Below are 22,905 nucleotides of genomic sequence, written 5' to 3'. Positions count from 1 at the left end.
TTATAAAGAATATGGAGGGACTTCTATTGAATCGTATTGTCACGTGGATTACAACAAGTGATCAGTATGCTTTTCAATTAATTAATCAAAAACTAAAATGTAAATTATTTGATTTAATCTTGCCAAGAATAACACATTTAGGTGGAGCAACATGTACAATTTCGTTTTTGCTATTTATCATTATGTTATCTCAATCAATGCTGCGATTAATAGCAATTAAATCCCTTCTATCTCTAGCCTTAAGTCACCTTATTGTTCATATCATTAAAAAAATTTATTGCCGTGAGCGTCCCTATGTAAAACTACCCGATATACAATTAGGCACTCATCCACTTAAAGATTATTCCTTTCCTTCCGGCCATACAACAGCTGTTTTTTCAATTGCCATTGTATTTAATTTATACTCCTCGCCTTTATCTATTATTCTCTTACCAGTTGCATTTCTAGTAGGATTTTCACGGATGTATCTGGGGTTACATTATCCGACTGATTGTATTATTGGGGCAATACTTGGTACCATTAGTTCCATCATGGTCTACTACATCCCAATATTTGGGTAGACAAAAGCCAAAGTTGTAGCATAAGGCTCCTAACAACTTTGGCTTTCTTTTTATTACTACAAAGACACATCATGACTTCCTCAGGTTCCCAAGCAACTTACTCTTTGTTAACGATGAACAATTATGGTGCAAAGAGTTCTTCTACATTTAATGGCATATTTCCGCCTACTAGTACAAAATCTGTATGAATATATGTACTCCTAAACAATTCTTGAAGATGAGAAAGCTTTAAATGATCCGCACATGTTAAAGTATCATCCTCTCGATACATATAAATCGAAAAATGCCTTTGTAAATAGTTAAAAAATTGATCGGAACTTATACCTGATTTATCAATATAATCACTATTAAATTCCAAAAAACCAATTGCCGATTCACAGTTTGCTAATAAATCTTCCATTCCTTTTAAAACAAATGCCTCATAGCCCTCTACGTCCACCTTAAATAAAAAGGTATTGTAGGAGGCTTTTTCTTTAATGAGAGCATCTATGGTCACTGTCTGAACAGGTACTCTTTCAACCATATTATGAGAAGGAACATAAGAGGCTGACGAAGTACCTGACCAGTTTTGATCAATATAAAAATCCTTTTCAACAGCATTTTGATCTGACGCCAAAGCGTGAATAATGGAAATCTGCGACTGATTAGGATGAACCTCTTTCGACTTAGAGATGTATTTTAGCAAAGAGTGATTTGCCTCAATTCCATAAATTTCTGAATGAATGGGATAAACTGTAGAAAAAATACATTCACCATAATTGACACCTACATCGATGATTAAATCTGGAGAATATTCCTTCACTAATTTATTCCAAAAATGGTACAGTCTTTTTTGAGTAATTCCTTCTTTAACCAATAATGCCCTTCCTCTGTTTTCATTTGAATTTATATAAATCATTGTAGAAGATGGGAAGGTCACTTTCTCAGGTAGTTTATCAACATTAAGTGTTTTATATTTCATAAAGGTTCCCATATCAATTAATAGTTTCCATAGTTTGGGATAGTCCTCCCACATTTTCATAAACAATGGTCGATAACTGAATTCCTTTATTTTCAAAATTATTCTCCTTCTTGTATTAGGTTTATGCAGAAATTTGGTTCTTTCTTTCCGCTATTTTACTAAAGCTTGCTAACAACTCTTTAAAGATTGCATCCCATGACCATTCTCTAGCAATCTCTCTCGCTGCCTTTGAATAAGTTAAACGTAAAGTACTATCATCTAGCAATTTAGACGTATAACGGACAAAATCCTTAATATCCCTTGGTTCGCATAGAAAACCAGTTACTTCATGATCAACCAAATGTTGTACTCCACCTGCATTGGCCCCAATAACTGGTAACCCAGATGAAAGTGCTTCTAAAACAACATTACCAAACGTTTCTGATGAAGATGGAAATAAAAATAAATCACTAGATGCATATAGTTGCGATAATTGATCAGGCTCCATAAATCCTGTCCAAGTAATATTAGGGCCTGTTTTCTCCGAAAGTTCTCGAAACAATGGGCCATCTCCAACAATGACCAAGTGCGTTTCCTGCTTCAAATGCTCGGGTAAATCATTATATGTTTCTAACACAATATGAATATCTTTTTCTGGAGCAATTCGCCCAACGTAAAGTAAGATTTTTTTATCATCATGGATATGATACCGCTCTTTGAACAACGTATTCGATTTTTTTGTAGGTGAGTAGTAAGAATGATTTACACCTCGCCCCCATAGTTCTATGTTCTGATGAATGTTTTTCGATAAAAGTTTCTCTTTTGTGCTTTGTGAAGGTACATAAACTTTCTCAAACGAATGATGAAACCATTTCATATACTTCCATATCCAATTTTGAAGAAAAGTTAAATGATAATATTCGAGATAAACATCAAAATGAGTGTGATAGGAAGCAACCATTGGGATTCCTTGTTTTTTTCCGTAATGAAGTCCATATAAACCGAGATTAAACGGTGTTGCTATGTGGATTAAGGTAGGTTTGAATTCATCTAATGACTGTTTAATTTTAATGGGGTTTGGAATGGCCAGCCGACATTCTTGATACAATAAGAATGGTATACTAGTAAACCTTTGGACTTGGGGAATACTTGGTACTGGTGTACTCGCATTGGGGACAAACAATCGATATTCAATTCCCTGTTTTTCAAGATAAGTCGTATAATGCCGTAACGTTCGAGCAACTCCATTAATCTCCGGTGCATAAGTATCTGAGAAAATAGCAATTCGCATCCAAACACTCCTTTAACCTTGGAAATATTATTTACGACTAACTTCAATGTAACAAATAAATGTTGAGTTAATATTGAGGGAGTGTTATGTTTCTAAAAATTAAGTCATAGCGTTATTCTTTCCACTGGTATAAAACAAGATATGTTTAAAAACATGTTCAGGCTTTTCCACAGTAATTAGATGTCCTGTTTTCTCATACGTAATTAATTGTGCATTAGGCAAGTCTTTTGCTAAGCGCTTTCCAATTTGTAAAGGAACTACACGATCTTCTTTTCCCCAAATTAGTAATGTTGGAGTATTGATTTTTTTCAGGTCTTCAGATAATAAATCTCCTTCACGATGTCGTAGAAGTCGAATTAGTGCTTGATAAAAACCTTTCTCAGCCAATGGTTTACCATATTCATAAATTAATTCATCATTAATCAATGCCTCATTATATAAAACATTACGCAAGTAGTCTTTGACATTTTTTCTTCGAATATAGTTAGTGATAACACTTTCGAATAAGGGTAAATAAGAGCTATAAATTAGAAGCCTACTTGAACGCCTTAAATATCCCGAACTACATAGCAAAATAAGTTTTTTTATTTTTTCAGGAGCAATTGCAGCCATGTATAACGCAATCTGCCCCCCCATTGAATGGCCCACAATAAAAGGATTAGAAATAGCAAATTTGTCGATGCAGGCAATCATTAACCTAGCATAATTTTGGAAACTATATGTAAATGAAGTTGATTTTTCACTTTTACCAAAACCGGGTAGGTCCACAGCAACTATGGAAAAATTCTTTTTTAATAATGGAATAAGCCGACGGAAGGTATAAGTTGAAGATGCAAAACCGTGAATAAGAAAAATGGGTGGGTTATCATTCAATAAATACTCACAGTATAAGTTGATATTTGCTACGTTTATGTATGATTGGTTTATTCCATTGTTTTTCAAAAGTGTTTCACTCCTCAACGTAAAATGATTTACTTGTATTTTTCCCCTAATCATACACATGGATGTAAAATAATATTACTTATACAACCATCTGTCTAAACTTACTAACTCTGAATAGCAAAAAAAGACCCAAATATCGGGAAAGGTTCTTTCACGATAACCGGATCTTAATGAGGGGTACATAATTTTCAAACTCTCAGTACATGTTGTTCCATTATTATTCTGCATCACCGTATATCATCAAGTGTTTTTACTTCAGTATGAGCAATTGGTTTCCACTCAACATTTTTAAATAGTGCCACAATTGAAATTGGTATATAAGTAAACATAAAAATAGGAAAAGTAAATGTATAACCGATTTTTTTCCAACTAGAACAGTAAATGGTCTTCCACTCTGTTAACGTTGTGATGAAACCAACAAGATAAAGGAGGCCATAATAGCTTCCAATAGACTCCAAGATTGCTTGATTTGTTAAATCAACAATCTCTTTTTGTTCTAAAATTAACCCTGTTAAATAAAATGATACATTGATCAACATACTCAAACATGATATGAGCAATGCCGGCATTATTGTCATAGTCATATCGTAACATGAAAATTTATTGCATTTCCCTAGAAACATTTGTCCTACTAGATTTTTACCGTATTTCAGAAATACTTGATAAAAACCTTTGGCCCATCGTAAACGTTGGTTCCACGATTGCTTAAAGGTGACGGGTTGCTCGTCATAAAAGATAGCCTTTTTACAGTAACCAATTTTTTCACCCTTAATAATGTGATGTATTGAAAACTCAATATCTTCCGTTAAGAGATGGTGGATCCATCCTCCATTGTCTCTAATTAAATCGGCCTGTACAAGAAATCCTGTACCAGAAATTGCACAACTAGAGTTAAGAATCATTCTAGGATGGTTTAGATATTCGGCTTCGTGCATAAACCAAAGAGAATAACCTGCAGAAATCCAATTATGACCAAAGTTCTTTGAATTTCTGTAACTTGTGATCACTCGGTATCCTTGATTTAAGGTTTTATTCATTTCAGCAATATAATTTTCTTCTAGCACATTGTCAGCATCAAACACAAAATATCCATCATAGTCTTTAAATTTATACTCTTCTTCAATGATGTTAAACATAAAGTCGAGTGCGTATCCTTTCCCAATAAATGTTTTGTTAAAACGCTCTCTAACAATCGCTCCTGCTTCTCTCGCAACTTGGGAGGTTTTATCGGTACAGTTATCGGCTACAACGAAAATATCAACGTATTGTCTGGGATAATTTTGTTTCTTTATACTTTTAATTAGTTCACCGATAACAACTTCTTCATTCCTCGCTGCTATAATGACAGCATATTTATTCAGTTGAACATCATCCTCATTTATTTTTTTGCTCTTTTTCATCTTAAAAGCAATGAGCATGTATACAAACCGATACGAGTACATCAATGTAAATAGTAGAAACATCAGGAAATTAAAGTTTTTAATAAACGTGAAAAAGGATGGGTCCATATTGACACCCCCATGAAATTTAGTGGAACTTTCTGTAGTAATCCCCTATGTATCACTAAACTCGGTAACTCTATTTAGAGTTCAGTTCAACTAACAATATTATCCCTTAGGTGCAGATTATAACAGATAAGTTCCATAATAAAATTAACGCAATGTAAATTTAACCTAAAGGTTTAAGGTGAAAAATTAACATAGACTCTTCCCATTTCACATGTCCTAACTCCGCATTCCATTGTCTCGGTTAAAATAGCCTTTTACTTAACTAATGAATTGTAAGAAAAGATGGTTAGACATAAAAAGTCCCGGGTTTCTATTAAAAAACCCGGGAGATTATTGGATAGGCATTGAAATTTTATCAGGGTAAGAATTACTTTTCATTAACAAATCTTATTATTATCTTCTTCCCTAATCAGCCAATTGGATTTACGATTCATTTTTCACCAACAACAGCAAACCTTTCGTTAACATGTTTCGCATTCTCCACTTCATCCACAACTGGTTCTGGTACGCTTTCAATGTGCTTTGAATGCTGGACGCAGATATCATTTTAACTCTATTTGGGCTACGCACTCAACGTGACTAGTTTGTGGGAACATATCTACGGGTTGTACTTCTTTAGTAACATATCCACCTTCACCCAGAATATTTAAATCTCTTGCCAGCGTAGACGGATTGCACGATACATAGACAATCCTATCTGGTTTCATAGCTAGCATGGCTTTTAGCAACTGTTCATCGCAGCCCTTTCTTGGCGGATCGACCACAATTACATTAGGACGTAACCCTTGTGCCTTCCACCAGTCCATCACTTTCTCTGCAGCTCCAACAAAAAACTCCGCATTTTTAATACCATTTAGCTTCGCATTTTCCTTCGCATCTTCAATGGCTTCTGGTACAATTTCGACACCATACACCTTTTTGGCCTGTTGGGCGAGAAATAGTGATATTGTCCCTATTCCACAATAAGAATCAATGACGGTTTCATTTCCACTAAGGTTGGCATAGTCTAGTGCTTGATCATATAGCTTTTTGGTTTGGACTGGATTTACTTGATAAAAGGACTTGGCAGAAATCTTAAACTTGATGTCTCCAATCGAATCATGGATGTACTCTTCTCCCCATAACACCTTCGTTTTTTTCCCTAAAATCACATTTGTACGTTCAGAATTTACATTTTGAATAATGGATTTCACGTTGGGATAGGCCTTATGAATCTCTTCGACAAGCTTGTCCTTAAAGGCAAGCTTGTCTGTACGTGTCACAAGCACAACCATAATTTCATTGGTTTCCTTCCCATTTCGGACCATAATATGTCGAAGGGTTCCCTTATGATTATCCTCATCATAAGGAGTAATACCCGCATCTTCAGCGATTCTCCGCACTGCCTCGACCATACGATCATTTTGCTCATCCGTGATCGGGCAAGTATCCATATCAATAATGTCATGACTGCGTTTTTTATAAAAACCTGTTTCTAATCTACCTTCGACACCTCTTACTGGTATTTGTACCTTATTGCGGTATCGCCAAGGGTCTTCCATACCGATTACAGGGTGAACAGGTACATCCTCTAGATGTCCAATTTTTCTCAAGGCATCTTGAACTTGCTTTTGTTTCATCTCCAGCTGCATCTCGTAGCTCATGTGCTGCAGCTGACACCCCCCACACTGATAAAATACATCACAGGGTGGTTCAATACGCTCTGGACTTTGATCTAACACTTTTAATAACTTCCCAAAGCCAAAATTTTTCTTTACCTTTACTACTTTAACTTCCGCACGTTCTCCTGGCAGGCCATATGGGACAAATAAAGGGTAGCCATTGACCTTGCCTACCGCTGAACCTTCATGTGTTAAATCGACAAATTCCAGTTCTAGCGTTTCATTTTTATTCACAGGTGGTTTGATTTTAGCCATGTTTAATCTTCCTTTAAAGTTTGATTCGTTATTAGTTTTTGCTTTTTTGCATCCTTAATACCTTAGTACAATGTCGAGTCTTGTTTATCCTTCAATCCGACAAATTTATGTCCCTAAAGTAGAAAAGACAGCCACAGCTGCCTTTATTGAAAATTCTCAGGTACGAAAAATTCTATATGTTGATACAAGTTGACAAATTTCCCAGGTAATAATCCGCCATATTCCCCGTCAATATTTAATTGCATTTTATCTTCTGTCTCTATCGTAACAGAATTTGTCTTAGCGTATATGATTTTGTCACTGTTTATATGATTTCCTCTAAGGGCCATCGATGCAATTAAGACAAAATCAGCAATATTTGTCTTTTTTAAGATTAACAGGTCAAAATATCCGTCATCAAGTTTTGCATCTGGAGCCAGCTTTTCAAACCCGCCAACAGAATTCGAATTGCTAAGTAAAAACATCATAATCTCATCATCTATCACTTCATCATTATATTGAATTTTTACTCTTGTCGGCCTGAAGAAAGGTAGCATTTCAATCCCTTTAATATAATAGGCTAATTGACCGAGCATGGTTTTTAACTTACTTGGAACTTCATAGGTTAATTCTGTGATTTTTCCTCCACCAGCAATATTTATAAAATATTGGTCCTCATTCACTCGTCCAATATCTAAACGTCTTGTATGTCCTTCTACAATAATATCAACAGCCTTCTGTATGTTTCTCGACACACGAATGGCACGAGCAAAATCATTTGTCGTTCCAACTGGTATAATCCCCAACTTCGGCCTAAACTCCTGCTCGGCTAAACCATTGACGACTTCATTAATCGTTCCATCTCCACCAGCTGCAATCACAATATCATAACGACGTTCGACAGCCGTTCTTGCTGCTTCGGTCGCATCACCTTCACCAGTTGTTGCATGGGTAGATGTTTCATAGCCTGCTTGTTCAAGTTTTTTCAATACTTCAGGTAGTTCCTTTTGAAAGGCTTCCCGTCCTGATGTTGGGTTATAAATAATTCTGGCACGTTTCATATCCTTCACCTTCTACACATAATCGGTAATTCATACCAATTCTCATCATATCTCTTTTTTAACCAAATGAAAAGGAAATAGTTACAAACCCTTTTTAAATTATATGCTAATCGTGTGTACTTAAAACTTATCGATAAAAATAAGAGATTAGCACTAGACAAGTACTAATCTCTTCCTGTTCTTTATCGTTTATCCATTTCAGCAATTAAAATTTTATTAACCATTTTAGGGTTAGCCTGACCTTTTGTCGCCTTCATCACTTGTCCGACTAAGAATCCTAGTGCACGATCTTTACCATTTTTATAGTCCTCAATGGATTGTTGGTTTTGATCAAGGATGCCAGTAATGATTTCAGTTAGCTGGCCTTCATCTGAAATTTGAACGAGACCTTTTTCTTTAACGATTTTCTCTGGGTCTCCACCCTTTTCAACTAGCTCACTAAAGACCTTTTTAGCAATTTTAGAAGAGATGGTTCCATCTTCAATCAATTGAATCATTTTAGCTAGTGATTCTGGTGTTAATTCAATTTCATGCAGCTCTTTATAATGCTTGTTTAGGTAACCTGAAACCTCACCCATTAACCAGTTTGAGGCTAATTTAGCATCAGCCCCTGCTGCAATTGTTTCCTCGAAGAAATCAGACATTTCTTTAGTAAGCGTTAATACCATTGCATCATAAGCAGGCAATTCTAGGTCATTGATGTAACGTTCTTTACGTGCATCAGGCAATTCCGGAATTTCTGCTCGAACTCTTTCCTTCCAGTCCTCATCAATATATAAAGGAACTAGGTCTGGCTCAGGGAAGTAACGATAATCATCAGAGCCTTCCTTAACACGCATTAGAATTGTTTCCTTTGTTTGCTCATCATAGCGACGCGTTTCCTGTAGGATTTCACCACCGGAAAGTAATACTTTTTCCTGACGTTTTTCCTCAAACTCTAAGCCTTTTTGGACATAGTTAAAGGAGTTCAAGTTTTTCAATTCCGTCTTTACCCCAAACTCTTCTTGACCGATTGGACGAAGGGAAATGTTCGCATCACAACGAAGAGACCCCTCCTCCATCTTACAATCGGAAACACCTGTATATTGAATAATGGATTTTAATTTTTCTAAGTAGGCATACGCTTCTTTCGGAGAGCGAATGTCAGGCTCCGATACAATTTCAATCAAAGGTGTCCCTTGGCGGTTGAAGTCTACTAGGGAGTAACCATCATCACTATGAGTTAATTTTCCGGCATCCTCTTCTAAATGTAGACGGGTAATGCCAATCTTTTTCTTCTGGCCATCAACTTCAATTTCAATGTATCCATGTTCACCAATTGGTTTGTCAAATTGAGAAATCTGATAAGCCTTTGGATTATCTGGATAAAAATAATTTTTACGATCAAATTTTGTATCTGTTGCAACCTCACAGTTCAATGCCATTGCAGCTCGCATAGCAAAGTTAACAGCCTCTTCATTTAATACAGGTAAGACACCCGGGTAACCAAGATCAATCGGGTTAACATTTGTATTCGTATCAGCTCCAAAAGCATTTGGACTTGGACTAAAGATTTTTGACGCTGTTTTTAATTCGACGTGAACTTCTAATCCGATTATGGTTTCAAAATTCATGCTTGTACACCTCCAAGCGCTGGCTTCTCTTTATGGTAATCGGTCGCTTGTTCAAAAGCATGTGCGGCACGATAAACCATTCCCTCATCAAAGTGCTTACCGATAATTTGTAAGCCAATTGGCAACCCTTCTGTTGAGAATCCACATGGGATGGAGATTCCTGGTACGCCTGCTAGGTTAACTGGAATGGTTAAAATATCATTCGCATACATTGTTAATGGATCAGCAATTTTTTCCCCTACTTTAAAGGCTGGTGTAGGAGTAGTTGGCCCCATAATGACGTCATACTTCTCAAGTACTTGATCAAAGTCTTGTTTAATTAAAGTACGTACTTTTTGTGCCTTCTTATAGTAAGCATCATAGTAGCCTGAGCTTAAAGCAAAGGTACCAAGCATAATGCGTCGTTTTACTTCTTCACCAAATCCTTGACTACGCGACAGCTTAAACATATCCATCATGGACTCTGCTTCTTCAGCTCGAACACCATAGCGAACTCCGTCAAATCTTGCTAGGTTTGCTGAAGCTTCAGAGGATGCTAATAGATAATAGGTAGCAACAGCATACTTAGAGTGTGGTAACGAAACCTCTTCCCACTCTGCACCTAATTCCTCATATTTCTTTAGTGCCTGTAGTATAGAGTCGCGAACCTCTTCTGTTACCCCTTCACCTAAGTATTCCTTAGGTACAGCTATTTTAAGACCTTTTACATCACCTGTTAAAGCATCAGTGTATTTCGGAACATCTACATTCGCACTTGTAGAATCCATTGGGTCGTGTCCAGAGATTACCTCTAGTACTCTTGCATTATCTTCAACTGTTCGAGTTAATGGCCCAATTTGATCTAGAGAGGATGCAAAGGCAACAAGCCCAAAACGTGATACACGTCCATAGGTAGGCTTTAACCCAACAACACCACAGAATGCAGCTGGCTGACGAATGGAGCCACCTGTATCAGAACCAAGTGCATATAAAACTTGTCCAGATGCAACAGCTGCTGCTGAACCACCGCTAGAACCACCAGGAACATGATCCGTGTTCCACGGGTTGCGTGTAGCCTCATAGCTAGAGTTTTCATTGGAGGAACCCATTGCAAACTCATCCATATTTAATTTTCCAATCGTTATGGACTTTGCATCATCTAATTTTTTCATCACAGTCGCGTCATACAACGGGTCTGTAAAATTATCTAGGAATTGACTAGCACAAGTCGTACGTAGACCATTCGTGACTATGTTGTCCTTAATTCCTGCTGGTAGGCCAAAGAGAACCTCATCAGCTGTAGCTTCTCTTTCATCTAATTTAGCAGCTTGCTGACGTGCTTCCTCTTCATTCAATGTAAGAAAGGCTTTCACTTGTCCATCTACCTCTTTAATTCTTTGGTAAGAGGCATCTACAAGCTCTTGAACCTTAATCTCTTTATTATGTATCTTCTCTTGTAACTCCTTGATGGAATAATCAAATAATGACATCTATTCTACCTCCTTACTCTAAAATAGATGGAACACGGAATTGTCCATCTTTTTTGTCCGGTGCATTCTTTAATGCTTCTTCTTGTGTTAACCACTCTTTTGGCTCATCTTTACGTAGAACATTTTTCAAATCTAGAACGTGTGTTGTTGGTTTTACGTTTTCCGTATCCAATTCATTTAGTTGCTCAGCAAATTTAATAATAGAGCCTAATTCTTCGGTTAATTTCTCCGCTTCCTCTTCTGTTACAGCAAGACGAGCAAGGTTTGCCACATGCTTCACCTGATCCTTAGATATCTCTGCCATTCTGTTACACCTCCATTATGTTCGAACACTCACAATAATTATTTATAATAGCAAATTTTCCTATTTGATAGCAACTTACACCTATTTCATTTTAACATACTTAATAGGGGAGGTCGCCTGATGTATGACGATGATAATTGGGTTTAAACAAACGTTTGTTTAAACTATCTAATCCTATGTATAACAAGATTTCCCTTTTAATCAATCAAACGTTTGTTTATCTATATATCCTCTATTTTATCCTCTATTTCATCCTCATACCCTCAAATTCAATCAAACGTTTGTTTGAATATCCCCGCTCAACGTCATTCCTTCCCTCAAAACTAAACAATCGTTTGTTTAATAAGGGGTAAAGATATATGGGAAGAGGGATACGGCCATTTAATCAAACGTTTGTTTAAATCACATCGCTTTTCTCTTATTCTCCCCCAAATAAATTAAACAAACGTTTGTTCAATATAGTTCAAACCTATATAAAAAGCAGTATATAACCGTTCAAACAAACGTTTGTTTAACTATTTTCATAATATAAAAGCATTGCACTAATCCCTAACAGTTGCTATGTTTATTTTAAGCCAGAGGGAAAAAAGAAGGTCTACTCTGCGGCAACAGAGTAGACCTAGAATTTCATACGGCAATATGAATTTTTACGATTTTACGGTAAATTGTTCTTCTTCGGTTGATCCTTTTAGTGCGGTTGTGGATGAACTACCACCGGATACAATCGTTGATACTTGATCAAAGTAACCAGTTCCAACTTCCCTCTGGTGCCTTGTAGCTGAATAGCCATACACCTCACTAGCAAATTCTGCTTGTTGTAATTCAGAGTATGCAGCCATTCCTCGTTCCTTATACCCTCTAGCTAGCTCAAACATGCTATGGTTTAAAGCGTGGAAGCCTGCTAGTGTAACGAACTGGAATTTATACCCCATTTTACTTAGCTCCTGCTGGAAGTTTGCAATGGTCTTTTCATCAAGCTTTTTCTCCCAATTGAAGGATGGAGAGCAGTTATAGGCTAGTAGTTTATTTGGAAACTTTTCATGAATAGCATCAGCAAAGCGTTTCGCTTCCTCTAAGTTAGGCTCCGATGTTTCACACCAAATTAAATCGGCATATGGTGCATACGCTAAACCTCTACTAATAGCTTGCTCTATCCCAGCCTTTGTACGGAAAAACCCTTCACTTGTTCGTTCACCTGTAATAAACTGATGGTCATAAGGATCTACATCACTCGTCACCATATCAGCTGCATTGGCATCAGTTCGAGCAACAAGGATGGTCGGTGTGCCCATTACATCTGCTGCAAGTCGAGCAGAGATTAAATTTCGCACAGCTGTTTGTGTTGGCAGTAATACTTTTCCGCCTAAATGACCACATTTTTTCTCTGAAGATAGCTGATCCTCAAAATGAACACCTGATGCCCCCGCTTCAATCATTTGCTTCATAAGCTCAAACACATTTAACTGTCCGCCAAACCCGGCCTCAGCATCGGCAACAATGGGTTGAAACCAATCAAACGTTTGATCATTTTCTAAGAAGTGAATTTGATCAGCTCTTTGTAATGCTTGATTAATTCGTTTAACCACATTTGGAACACTATTGGCTGGATATAAGCTTTGGTCAGGATACATCTGCCCTGATAAATTCGCATCTGCAGCCACTTGCCAGCCACTCAAATAAATGGCCTTTAATCCTGCCTTTACCTGTTGAACAGCTTGATTTCCAGTTAATGCTCCAAGTGCGTTAATATAGTCCTCGGTGTTTAAATAGTTCCATAATTTCTCCGCACCTTTTTTCGCCAGTGTGTACTCGATATCAATGGAACCGCGAAGACCAATTACTTCTTCTGCTGTATACGAGCGCTCGATCCCTTTCCAACGACTATCCAATTCCCAGCTTTCCTCCAACTGTTTTACTCTTTTGTTTTCCATCGACAATTCCTCCCTTATAAAATTTCATAACCAGGTAAAGTTAAAAAGTCTATAAATTCATCCTGTAAAATCAATTCGTCAAAAAGCTCAACAGCTTCATAGTATCTACCCTGTTCTAATACCTCTTCTCCAATTTCTGAAATCAGGTTATCCAATTCCTCCTTCTTGAATTGTTCATATAGCGAGATGGTAATGTCCCTTCCATCCTCCAATTGTCCTTGTGGATGGCGAATCCACTGCCAAATTTGGGCCCTTGAGATTTCTGCAGTTGCCGCATCCTCCATCAAATTGTTGATTGGAACAGCACCTCTGCCTTGTAGCCAGTTAGCAATGTATAAAATCCCCACGCGAATATTCTGTCGTAAACCCACTTCGGTAATATTACCCTCAGGAACCTCTAACAGCTCTTCTGCTGAAACTTCTATATCCTTTAGTTTTTGCAAGTGAATCTGATTAGCTGTTGGCATTTCCTGATTAAATACTTCCATGGCTACTGGAACTAGACCAGGATGTGCAACCCATGTTCCATCATGGCCATCCTTTGCTTCCCGCTCTTTATCGTTTTTCACTTTATTAAAGGCATCACGGTTTGCTTCATCATCCCCCTTCACTGGAATTTGTGCTGCCATCCCACCTATAGCCTGTGCATTTCGCTTATGGCAGGTTTGAATAGTCAATAATGAATAAGCCCTCATAAATGGAACTGTCATCGTAACGATGGAGCGATTAGGCAAAACGACGTCGGCATGCGATTGTCGCTTTTTTAAGTAACTAAAAATATAGTCCCAACGTCCACAATTTAGTCCCGCTGAATGATCTCTAAGCTCATGTAAAATTTCATCCATCTCAAAGGCAGCTGTAATTGTCTCAATTAATACAGTAGCCTTGATTGTTCCTTTTGGTATTCCGAAGTACTTCTGGGCAAATATAAACACATCATTCCACAATCTAGCCTCTAAATGACTTTCGAGTTTAGGAAGGTAAAAGTATGGCCTTGTTCCTGACTCGATCAGTTTTTCAGCATTATGATAAAAGTATAAACCAAAATCAAATAAACTAGCACTCATAGGCTTTCCATCTACTACCAAATGCTTTTCGTCTAAATGCCAGCCTCTTGGTCGGACAAATAATACTGCTGGATTCTCATTTAATTCATATTTTTTCCCCCTATCATTTGTAAACTCAATGGAGCGTCGCGCTACATCTTTGAGGTTAATCTGGCCATGTATGAGGTTATCCCATGTTGGTGAAGTAGCATCTTCAAAGCAAGCCATAAAAACCTTAGCTCCTGAGTTAAGAGCATTGATCACCATTTTTCGATCCACTGGACCCGTAATCTCCACTCTTCTATCTTTAATTTCATCGGGAATTGGAGCTATCGTCCAGTCACCTTCTCGAATGTGCTTCGTCTCAGGAAGAAAATCAGGCAGCTCCCCTGAATCAAATCTCTTCTGTCGTTCTTGTCTGTCCTGTAACAGTTCATTTCTTCGTTCGCCAAACTTTCTTTCAAGCTGCTGTAAAAAGACTAAAGCTCCTGCAGTTAAGATCTCTGTATCCTCCCGCCTCCTCTCTGTTTCCTTTGTTATCCCTGCAATTTTGGTTGCCACTGTTTCATCACCCCTTGTTTGTTATAATACAGAATCATTTATTTGATTTGTATTATATAACAGTAAATTTGATTTTGTAACCCCTTTTCAGGAAAAAGTTAGCAACAAAATTCGACAATGGGTGGGATCGATGTAGGAGAGATGTGGCTTGAAGAGGCATGCTGAAGTTGGTGATAAGGATGCTGAACACGGAAACAGGATTTGCTGAATTTCCTTATGTAAAAACTAAAGATTCGGGAATAAGCTAAAGTTGGGATTGGAGTTGCTGAAATCGACATACAAAAGCTAAAATACACATAGAGTTAACTGAAGTTTGACCTGAATATACTAAAGTCACAGCGGGAGCAGCACATCCGTGCCCGCGCACCATTATAAAGCACAAAAAAAGGATGCCCTCATCAGGCATCCCTTCTTCAATACTATATTATTCTTGCGCCATTTGACGCGCCTTTTCAAATTCCTCTTCCATTTCTGGCTTAGGACTAGTCGCTAAGCTTAGTACAACAGCAAGAACTAAATTCAATAGGAAACCTGGAACGATTTCATATAGTTCAAAAATCCCGCCTTTAATATTAGCCCAAACAACTACTGTAACTGCACCGGCAATCATACCAACAATTGCACCAACAGCAGTTACACGTTTCCAAAATAGGGATAGAAGTACAATTGGACCAAATGCTGCACCAAAACCAGCCCAAGCATAACTTACAAGTCCAAGAACTGAATTATCTGGGTTACTTGCAATTAAAATCGCAATAATGGCGATAATCGCAATCGAGAGCCGACCTACAGTAACTAGCTCTTTATCAGAAGCATTCTTACGGAAAATTCCTTTATAGAAATCCTCAGCAAGTGCTGATGAGGATACAAGAAGCTGAGAGTCAATTGTACTCATAATTGCAGATAGGATTGCTGCAAGCAACACACCTGCCACAAGTGGATGTGTAAGAACCTGAGACATTAAAATAAATACTTCTTCTCCATCTCCAAGTGTTAACATCCCTTCTTGACTCAATGCATATCCAGCTAAACCAGCAAATATAGCTCCATATAAACCTACAACCATCCAAGTAGTACCGATAAAACGAGCCTTTGGTACATCCTTGTGTGATTTTAGACCCATAAAACGAACCAAGATATGTGGTTGCCCAAAATAACCAAGGCCCCATGCAAGGTTAGAAATAACAGCTATAGCCCCTACACCAGCTAACATTTCTAAATGAACACCATCACTTGCTTGACCAATAACATTCAATGTTTCTTGCCAACCACCAAGTTCACTAATGGCTACAATTGGTAGAATAATAAGAGCGAAAAACATAAGAATACCTTGGATAAAGTCAGTCCAACTTACTGCAATAAACCCACCAAGGAACGTATATGCAATGATAACGATTGCACCAATCCAAAGACCTTGTGTATAAGATAAATCAAATGAAGAACTGAATAATTTTGCACCTGCAGTCATTCCTGATGCTGTGTAGATCGTAAAGAAGAATAATATAACAATAGCAGATACTAGACGGAGGATATGGGAATTATCCTTAAAACGATTTTCAAAAAAGTCCGGAATAGTAATAGAATCATTTGATACTTCAGTATAAGTCCGTAAACGTCTCGCAACAAACTGCCAGTTTAGATAAGCACCAATCGCTAACCCAACTGCAATCCAAGCTCCAACTAAACCTGATGCGTAAATAGCACCTGGTAAACCTAATAATAGCCAGCCACTCATATCAGATGCACCAGCACTTAAAGCTGCCACCCCTGGTCCTAGACGTCTACCACCTAAGAAATAGTCTGATAGATTACTAGTTAAACGGTATCCAATAATACCAATGGCTAGCATTCCAGCTAAATAAACTATAAATGTGATTAATGTTGTCATTAGTTGCGTTCACCTCTTCTAAATAATGATATAGCTGATAGAATAATTAATACTGGCATTGGAACAAAGAACCAAAACCATGTTGCGCCTGATATGGCAAAGTCCTCCACTTTTATCCCCCCTTTTTGGTTACATCATATATATATTAAGTGAATTGTATAAATATTTCAAAAAAGATATACAGGCCCTATATCACATTTTCGTCACTATTAGACAAGGTATGCCGAATATCCTATGACATTCGACCAATTGCACTGATATACTGCGATATTCACAAGATAAGGCAACTCTAGTTACGAAAAAAGGGCTACGTTTTCAACATTTTCAGAGTAGTTTCGACCCTTAATTTTTAAAAAAGGTAATGGCCACCAAAGATAAGTGGTCATTACCTGAGTTTAAACTAGTGTATATGTGTCTATTGATAAATATACACATTAGGTTCTTCTTCTCCAACTTCTCTTTCTAAAAGTGCTTCTTGCTTTTCCGGAGATTGAACGTTGATTTCAACATCATACTGGTTCGTGAAGGTTTCCATCATTAAGCCATATGCAAATTGACTAAACCCAACAATCTCTGTTTTGCCATGAAACTCAATAGGCACCTCAATTTTAAGCTCCTGTAATTCATTATTTGTATAGAATCCCTTACCAATGACCCCAACAAAATTTGGGAAGAAGTCTCTTACTTCACTTGTAAAATCATTCATCATTGTGGCATCGTTTGGATATTTCTCTTCCGCTTCATCTGATGGGAAGAGCATATAGTCCTCGTTAATAGGTTCCCATTCACCAATTGAGGTACTGTCCGCTTCAACTACTGTCTTGGTGACATAATTACCAGGTACAAGTGATGATTGCTCTTCTTCTCTAAATAAAGCAATCACGATAGGGACATTTTTCGCTTCTTCTATTTCCCTGATTCGCTCTAAGATAATTTGGGCATATTCTTTTCCCTTAGCTAGCATCTTTTCTTCACTAATATCTTCATAATAAGTTGGTCCAGGCTTTCCATCTATTTGTGTTTCAAATTGATAGACTGACTTTAAAGCGAGTCCTATTGAAATTCCTTTTAAATCCACTTTATTTTCGCTTGTCTTCTGTAAGTAATTTTGCTCTAAAATATGGGATATATATCTAGGGTTATCGCGATAGGATTCTGCTTTACTTTCATCGCCTTCAAGAGTTGGATTTAATCCACTTTGATATTGTTCCTTTGTTAATGGTACTCTTGCCCCTCTGTCTTCATGGCTTTTCACATAATCTTCCCATTCCTGGTCCGTTTTTTGTCTTCCCAACCAACGATAAACTACATCTTCACTTAGGTATTGACCTTCTCGAAAATAATAGTTCTCCGGATCAAAAACAGATTTAGAGTGCCTTCGTAATCCTTCTTCCATTTCATCGATATCGTAACGATTAAATACCTGGTTTACAATTACCCCACGTGCCTTTCCAGGTTTGTAAGGTAGAATCACTTTGTACTCTTCATCCGATATATTATAGTTTGGGATAATCGCTGTTTCTGTTTCCTCCTCATCTGTATCTTGGATTATTTCTTCATCGTTTTCGTAGGAAGGTGTGCATCCTACGAAAACGAACATGATGGAGATGAAGAGTAGGAATGCTTTTTTCATCATATTCACCCCGTTCTAACTTAAGGCATCCTGTAATTGCTGTTCGTCCCAAATCGTAACTCCCAGTTTCTGTGCTTTATCATATTTTGAGCCTGCGTCTGCCCCTGCAACAAGTATATCAGTATTTTTGCTCACACTACCAGTGACTTTACCACCTAATGCTTCAATTTGTTTTTTTGCTTCAGATCGTGAAAGCTCTTCAAGTTTTCCTGTTAGAACAACTGTTTTGCCAGAGAAAGGAGAGTCTTCTGCAATATCCTCAGAAGTTATACCTTTGTACTCCATATTCAAGCCAAGTTCCTTTAATTCCTGTATTAGGGATTGAACCTGAGGCTTTTCAAAATAGCGTACAATGGAATCCGCCACTTTTTCCCCGATGTCTTGTATGGCGATTAATTCCTCTATTTCTGCCTTCATTAATCCATTGATATGATGGAAATTCTCCGCTAAGGTCTGTGATGCCTTACTTCCTACATAACGAATACCTAGACCAAACAATAAACGCTCTAATGAATTTTCTTTGGAGTGTGCAATAGCCTCTAACAGATTTTGAACAGACTTTTCACCCATTCTATCTAGTTTTAGCAGATCTTCCTTATCTAATCGATAGAGGTCAGCAATGGTATGTACGAGCTCTTCGTCAAATAATTGCTTAATGACCTTTTCACCTAACCCATCAATGTTCATCGCATTTCTAGACACAAAATGAATGAGACCTTCCCTTAAATGAGCCGAACAATTTGGATTAATACAGCGTAGGGCAACCTCTTCCTCTAAACGTACAAGCTCACTTTCACATTCCGGGCAGTGAGTTGGCATCTCAAACGGTTCCTCATCACCTTTTCGTTCATCCACCACAACACGTACCACCTCTGGGATGATATCTCCTGCTTTTTTAATGACCACTGTATCGCCAATCCGGATATCCTTTTCACGGATTAAGTCCTCATTATGCAGGGAGGCACGCTTTACTGTCGTTCCTGCTACCTTTACCGGCTCTAAAAGTGCAGTAGGCGTTACGACACCAGTTCTTCCTACACTGAGTTCAATATCCGTTAGTTTGGTCACTGCTTCTTCTGCTGGAAACTTGTAGGCTATCGCCCAGCGTGGACTTTTGGCTGTGAAGCCAAGCTCATCCTGTATATCTATTTGGTCAACCTTAATCACAATTCCATCGATTTCATAGCTTAAGTCTGGACGATGCTCTGTCCAATATTGCACATACTCAATGACTTCATCGATACTTTTGCAGGTTTTTGTTTCCGGATTAATTTTAAACCCTAACTCCTTTAAATAGGCTAACCGCTCACTATGTGAGGCTAACTCACCTGCCTCCCATTCTCCTACACTATAAATAAAAATATCAAGGTTTCGTGAGGCGGCAATTTTCGGATCTAATTGCCTTAAGGAGCCTGCTGCTGCATTTCGAGGGTTTGCGAATAGGTCCTCTCCGTTTTGCTCTCTTTTTTCATTTAAAGCTTGAAAGGACTTGGTTGGCATAAACGCCTCGCCACGGACCTCAATTGGCTGGGTTTCTTTGATTTTTAACGGGATGCTACGAATTGTTTTCAGGTTTGTTGTAATATCCTCACCTGTTTTCCCGTCTCCACGAGTCGCTCCTCTTTCTAATAATCCCTCAACATACCTTAAAGATATGGCTAACCCGTCAATTTTTAACTCACAAACATACGAGATATTGGTTGCATCTGTCCCTTCACGTACACGGCGGTCAAAATCACGGAGCTCCTCTTCGTTAAAGGCATTACCTAGGCTCAACATCGGTATATTGTGCTGAACCTTTTGAAAGGCATCAATTGGCTCTCCACCAACACGTTGACTTGGGGAGTCTGGAGTTATGAGTTCAGGATATTGTTCCTCAATATCCTTTAACTCACGCATTTTCATGTCATACTCTTGATCTGAGACAGACGGCTTGTCCAGCACATGGTATTCATAATTAAACTGATTTAATTGTTCACGCAAAGTCTCCAACTTTGCTATTGCCTCTTGCTTATCCATTCAGATGCACCTCACTTATCCTTTCGAGATTGGAGCAAACCTTGCTAGCAACCGTTTTATTCCTACTGGTGCTGGAAAGGCGATATCTAGCTCCATTTCATCACCACTACCTTGAACCTTGACAACCGTTCCTTCGCCCCATTTCTTATGCTGTACTTTGTCACCAGCACTCCAATCAACGCTTTCTCCACCGGTTGAGCCTCGTTTCATCTGCTGCGCCTTACGCTTAACTGGTTTTGATGGACGCTCTTGTGAAAGAGAAGATGCAGTAAACCCAGATGATGAACCCATCGGTGAATCGATATTTTTCTCTATAAACTCATCTGGAATTTCATGGATAAAGCGACTAACTGGATTCATATTGGTTCGGCCATATAATGTACGCATTTTGGCATGCGTCATATAAAGCTTTTGTTCAGCCCGGGTAATCCCTACATAGGCTAGTCGACGCTCTTCTTCCATTTCCTCTTCATCCATTAAGGAACGACTATGCGGAAAAACACTCTCCTCCATTCCAATTAAAAAGACCACTGGAAATTCCAAGCCTTTCGCTGAGTGAAGGGTCATGAGAACGACTTTATTATCATCATCTTCTTCATCAACTTTATCAATGTCCGCAATTAAAGCTAAATCCGTTAAGAAGGCAATCAAGCTTTTATCATCATTGCTAGATTCAAATTGGTTTGTAACAGTTTTAAATTCGTTAATGTTTTCTAGCCGGCTTTGGGCTTCTAAGGTCTTTTCGTTTTTTAGCATTTCCTCATAGCCTGTTTTTTCTAGAACTTCCTCCACAATTTCTGTTACAGATAGAAACTCCTGCATTTGAGTCCAATTTTTAATCATTTGATGGAAGGAGGAAACGCCATTTGCGGCTTTTTTACTCATCCCGGTCATTACAGCATCTGATGCTGCTTCATAAAGGGAAATATCATGATATTGAGCATAGGCGATTAACTTATCCATCGATGTTTTCCCAATTCCACGTTTCGGTTCATTGACCACTCGTTGGAAACTGATGTCATCGTTCGGATTGGAAATCAGGCGTAAATAGGCTAATAAATCTTTAATTTCCTTACGATCATAGAACTTAGTTCCGCCCACAATTTGGTACGGAATATTGGATTTCACCAAAGCGTCCTCCATCGCACGAGACTGAGCATTTGTCCGATACAAAACGGCTATATCTCGATACTGGAGATTTTCCTCTTGAACTAAGGTTTCTAATTGGTCCACAACATAAATGGCCTCATCTCGTTCACTTGCTGCCTGATAAAAGGTAATCGTTTCTCCATCTGTGTTATCGGTCCAAAGCTCCTTTGGTTTACGAGAGGTGTTGTTTTGGATCACATGGTTGGCTGCTTTTAAGATTGTTTTGGTTGAACGATAGTTTTGCTCTAGCAAAATGACACGTGCAGATGGATAATCCTTTTCAAAGGATAAAATATTGGCAATATCTGCTCCACGCCAGCGATAAATAGACTGATCCGAATCCCCAACCACGCAAAGGTTTTGATGCCTTTCAGCCAGCATTTTAACAAGCTGATATTGAGCATGGTTCGTATCCTGATACTCATCAACATGAATATATTGAAAACGTCTTTGATAATATTGTAATGTCTCTGGAACCCGTTCAAACAGCTGAATTGTTTTCATAATCAAATCATCGAAATCTAATGCATCATTCTTTGTTAATGTTTTTTGATACATTTTAAAGACTTCCGCTGTTTTATCTTCATATATATTATTGGCTTCTTTACTAAACTCCTCAGGTGTCACCAGCTGATTCTTGGCTGAGCTAATAGCATTAAGCATAGCACGGGGATCCCACTTTTTAGGGTCCAAATTTAGATCCTTTAAAATTTGTTTAATAACTGATAATTGATCACCAGAATCTAGGATAGAAAAGTTACGATTCATACCAATCCGATCAATATCTCGACGTAAAATGCGGACACATAAGGAGTGAAAGGTGGATAACCAAATTTCCTCAGCTCCTGCTCCAACCAGGTTATGTACCCGTTCCTTCATTTCGCGTGCCGCTTTATTCGTAAAGGTAATGGCAATAATGTTGTATGGTGCCACACCCTTTTCATGGAGAAGATATGCAATACGATGAGTTAATACCCTCGTCTTCCCACTTCCCGCTCCTGCCATAATTAAAAGCGGTCCTTCTGTATGTTTTACAGCTTGCGCCTGTGGTTCGTTCATTCCTTTTACAATGTCGTCAACGGTAAAACTCACAAT

16 protein-coding genes are annotated in these 22,905 nt (G+C 38.1%); 1 reads left to right on the top strand and 15 read right to left on the bottom strand.

The window, feature by feature from the left end; translation table 11 throughout:
- Positions 1-26 precede the first annotated feature (26 nt).
- The gene (locus tag GH754_RS13985) at positions 27-560 is read left to right on the top strand and encodes a phosphatase PAP2 family protein (protein ID WP_153729312.1); all 534 of its coding nucleotides are present in this window, start codon (positions 27-29) and stop codon (positions 558-560) included.
- A 121-nt stretch (positions 561-681) separates the two neighbouring features.
- On the opposite strand, the gene GH754_RS13980 is transcribed toward GH754_RS13985, so the two are convergent.
- From GH754_RS13980 to pcrA, 15 genes are all read right to left on the bottom strand, one after another.
- Positions 682-1,617: an FkbM family methyltransferase gene (locus tag GH754_RS13980; RefSeq protein WP_153729311.1), complete on the bottom strand. Its 936-nt coding sequence runs from the start codon at positions 1,615-1,617 to the stop codon at positions 682-684.
- Between the two features lie 25 nt (positions 1,618-1,642).
- The gene (locus GH754_RS13975) at positions 1,643-2,791 is read right to left on the bottom strand and encodes a glycosyltransferase family 4 protein (RefSeq protein ID WP_153729310.1); all 1,149 of its coding nucleotides are present in this window, start codon (positions 2,789-2,791) and stop codon (positions 1,643-1,645) included.
- A 99-nt stretch (positions 2,792-2,890) separates the two neighbouring features.
- On the bottom strand, positions 2,891-3,733 hold the full coding sequence (locus GH754_RS13970) for an alpha/beta fold hydrolase (RefSeq protein WP_228550270.1): 843 nt from the start codon (positions 3,731-3,733) through the stop codon (positions 2,891-2,893).
- A 227-nt stretch (positions 3,734-3,960) separates the two neighbouring features.
- Entirely contained in the window at positions 3,961-5,241 is a 1,281-nt protein-coding gene (locus tag GH754_RS13965; RefSeq protein ID WP_153729308.1) for a glycosyltransferase family 2 protein, read from the bottom strand.
- A gap of 542 nt (positions 5,242-5,783) precedes the next feature.
- Entirely contained in the window at positions 5,784-7,157 is a 1,374-nt protein-coding gene (gene rlmD / locus GH754_RS13960) for a 23S rRNA (uracil(1939)-C(5))-methyltransferase RlmD (protein WP_153729307.1), read from the bottom strand.
- Between the two features lie 143 nt (positions 7,158-7,300).
- Positions 7,301-8,197, bottom strand: a complete 897-nt coding sequence (locus GH754_RS13955) for a diacylglycerol kinase (protein ID WP_153729306.1) — start codon at positions 8,195-8,197, stop codon at positions 7,301-7,303.
- 182 nt (positions 8,198-8,379) lie between these two features.
- A complete protein-coding gene (gatB, locus tag GH754_RS13950; RefSeq protein ID WP_153729305.1) occupies positions 8,380-9,810 on the bottom strand; it encodes an Asp-tRNA(Asn)/Glu-tRNA(Gln) amidotransferase subunit GatB in 1,431 nt (476 codons plus the stop codon).
- On the bottom strand, positions 9,807-11,279 hold the full coding sequence (gene gatA / locus GH754_RS13945; protein WP_153729304.1) for an Asp-tRNA(Asn)/Glu-tRNA(Gln) amidotransferase subunit GatA: 1,473 nt from the start codon (positions 11,277-11,279) through the stop codon (positions 9,807-9,809). Before gatA ends, gatB begins: the two co-directional genes overlap by 4 nt.
- Before the next feature lie 13 nt (positions 11,280-11,292).
- Positions 11,293-11,583: an Asp-tRNA(Asn)/Glu-tRNA(Gln) amidotransferase subunit GatC gene (gene gatC, locus GH754_RS13940; protein ID WP_153729303.1), complete on the bottom strand. Its 291-nt coding sequence runs from the start codon at positions 11,581-11,583 to the stop codon at positions 11,293-11,295.
- A gap of 647 nt (positions 11,584-12,230) precedes the next feature.
- The gene (aceA, locus tag GH754_RS13935; RefSeq protein WP_153729302.1) at positions 12,231-13,514 is read right to left on the bottom strand and encodes an isocitrate lyase; all 1,284 of its coding nucleotides are present in this window, start codon (positions 13,512-13,514) and stop codon (positions 12,231-12,233) included.
- A gap of 14 nt (positions 13,515-13,528) precedes the next feature.
- The gene (gene aceB / locus GH754_RS13930) at positions 13,529-15,121 is read right to left on the bottom strand and encodes a malate synthase A (RefSeq protein ID WP_323742027.1); all 1,593 of its coding nucleotides are present in this window, start codon (positions 15,119-15,121) and stop codon (positions 13,529-13,531) included.
- Between the two features lie 424 nt (positions 15,122-15,545).
- The gene (putP, locus tag GH754_RS13925) at positions 15,546-17,009 is read right to left on the bottom strand and encodes a sodium/proline symporter PutP (protein WP_153729301.1); all 1,464 of its coding nucleotides are present in this window, start codon (positions 17,007-17,009) and stop codon (positions 15,546-15,548) included.
- Positions 17,010-17,424: 415 nt separating this feature from the next.
- Positions 17,425-18,642 carry a CamS family sex pheromone protein gene (locus tag GH754_RS13920; protein WP_153729300.1) on the bottom strand — a complete coding sequence of 406 codons (1,218 nt, stop codon included), beginning with the start codon at positions 18,640-18,642 and terminating at the stop codon, positions 17,425-17,427.
- A gap of 15 nt (positions 18,643-18,657) precedes the next feature.
- The gene (ligA, locus tag GH754_RS13915) at positions 18,658-20,661 is read right to left on the bottom strand and encodes an NAD-dependent DNA ligase LigA (RefSeq protein WP_153729299.1); all 2,004 of its coding nucleotides are present in this window, start codon (positions 20,659-20,661) and stop codon (positions 18,658-18,660) included.
- A 15-nt stretch (positions 20,662-20,676) separates the two neighbouring features.
- Complete coding sequence (gene pcrA / locus GH754_RS13910) at positions 20,677-22,902, bottom strand: DNA helicase PcrA (protein ID WP_323742026.1); 2,226 nt, start codon at positions 22,900-22,902, stop codon at positions 20,677-20,679.
- Positions 22,903-22,905: the final 3 nt, after the last annotated feature.

It is taken from the genome of Salinibacillus xinjiangensis, from assembly GCF_009649735.1.
Lineage (GTDB): Bacteria > Bacillota > Bacilli > Bacillales > Alkalibacillaceae > Salinibacillus > Salinibacillus xinjiangensis.
This window is presented reverse-complemented; position numbering and strand designations above follow the sequence as displayed.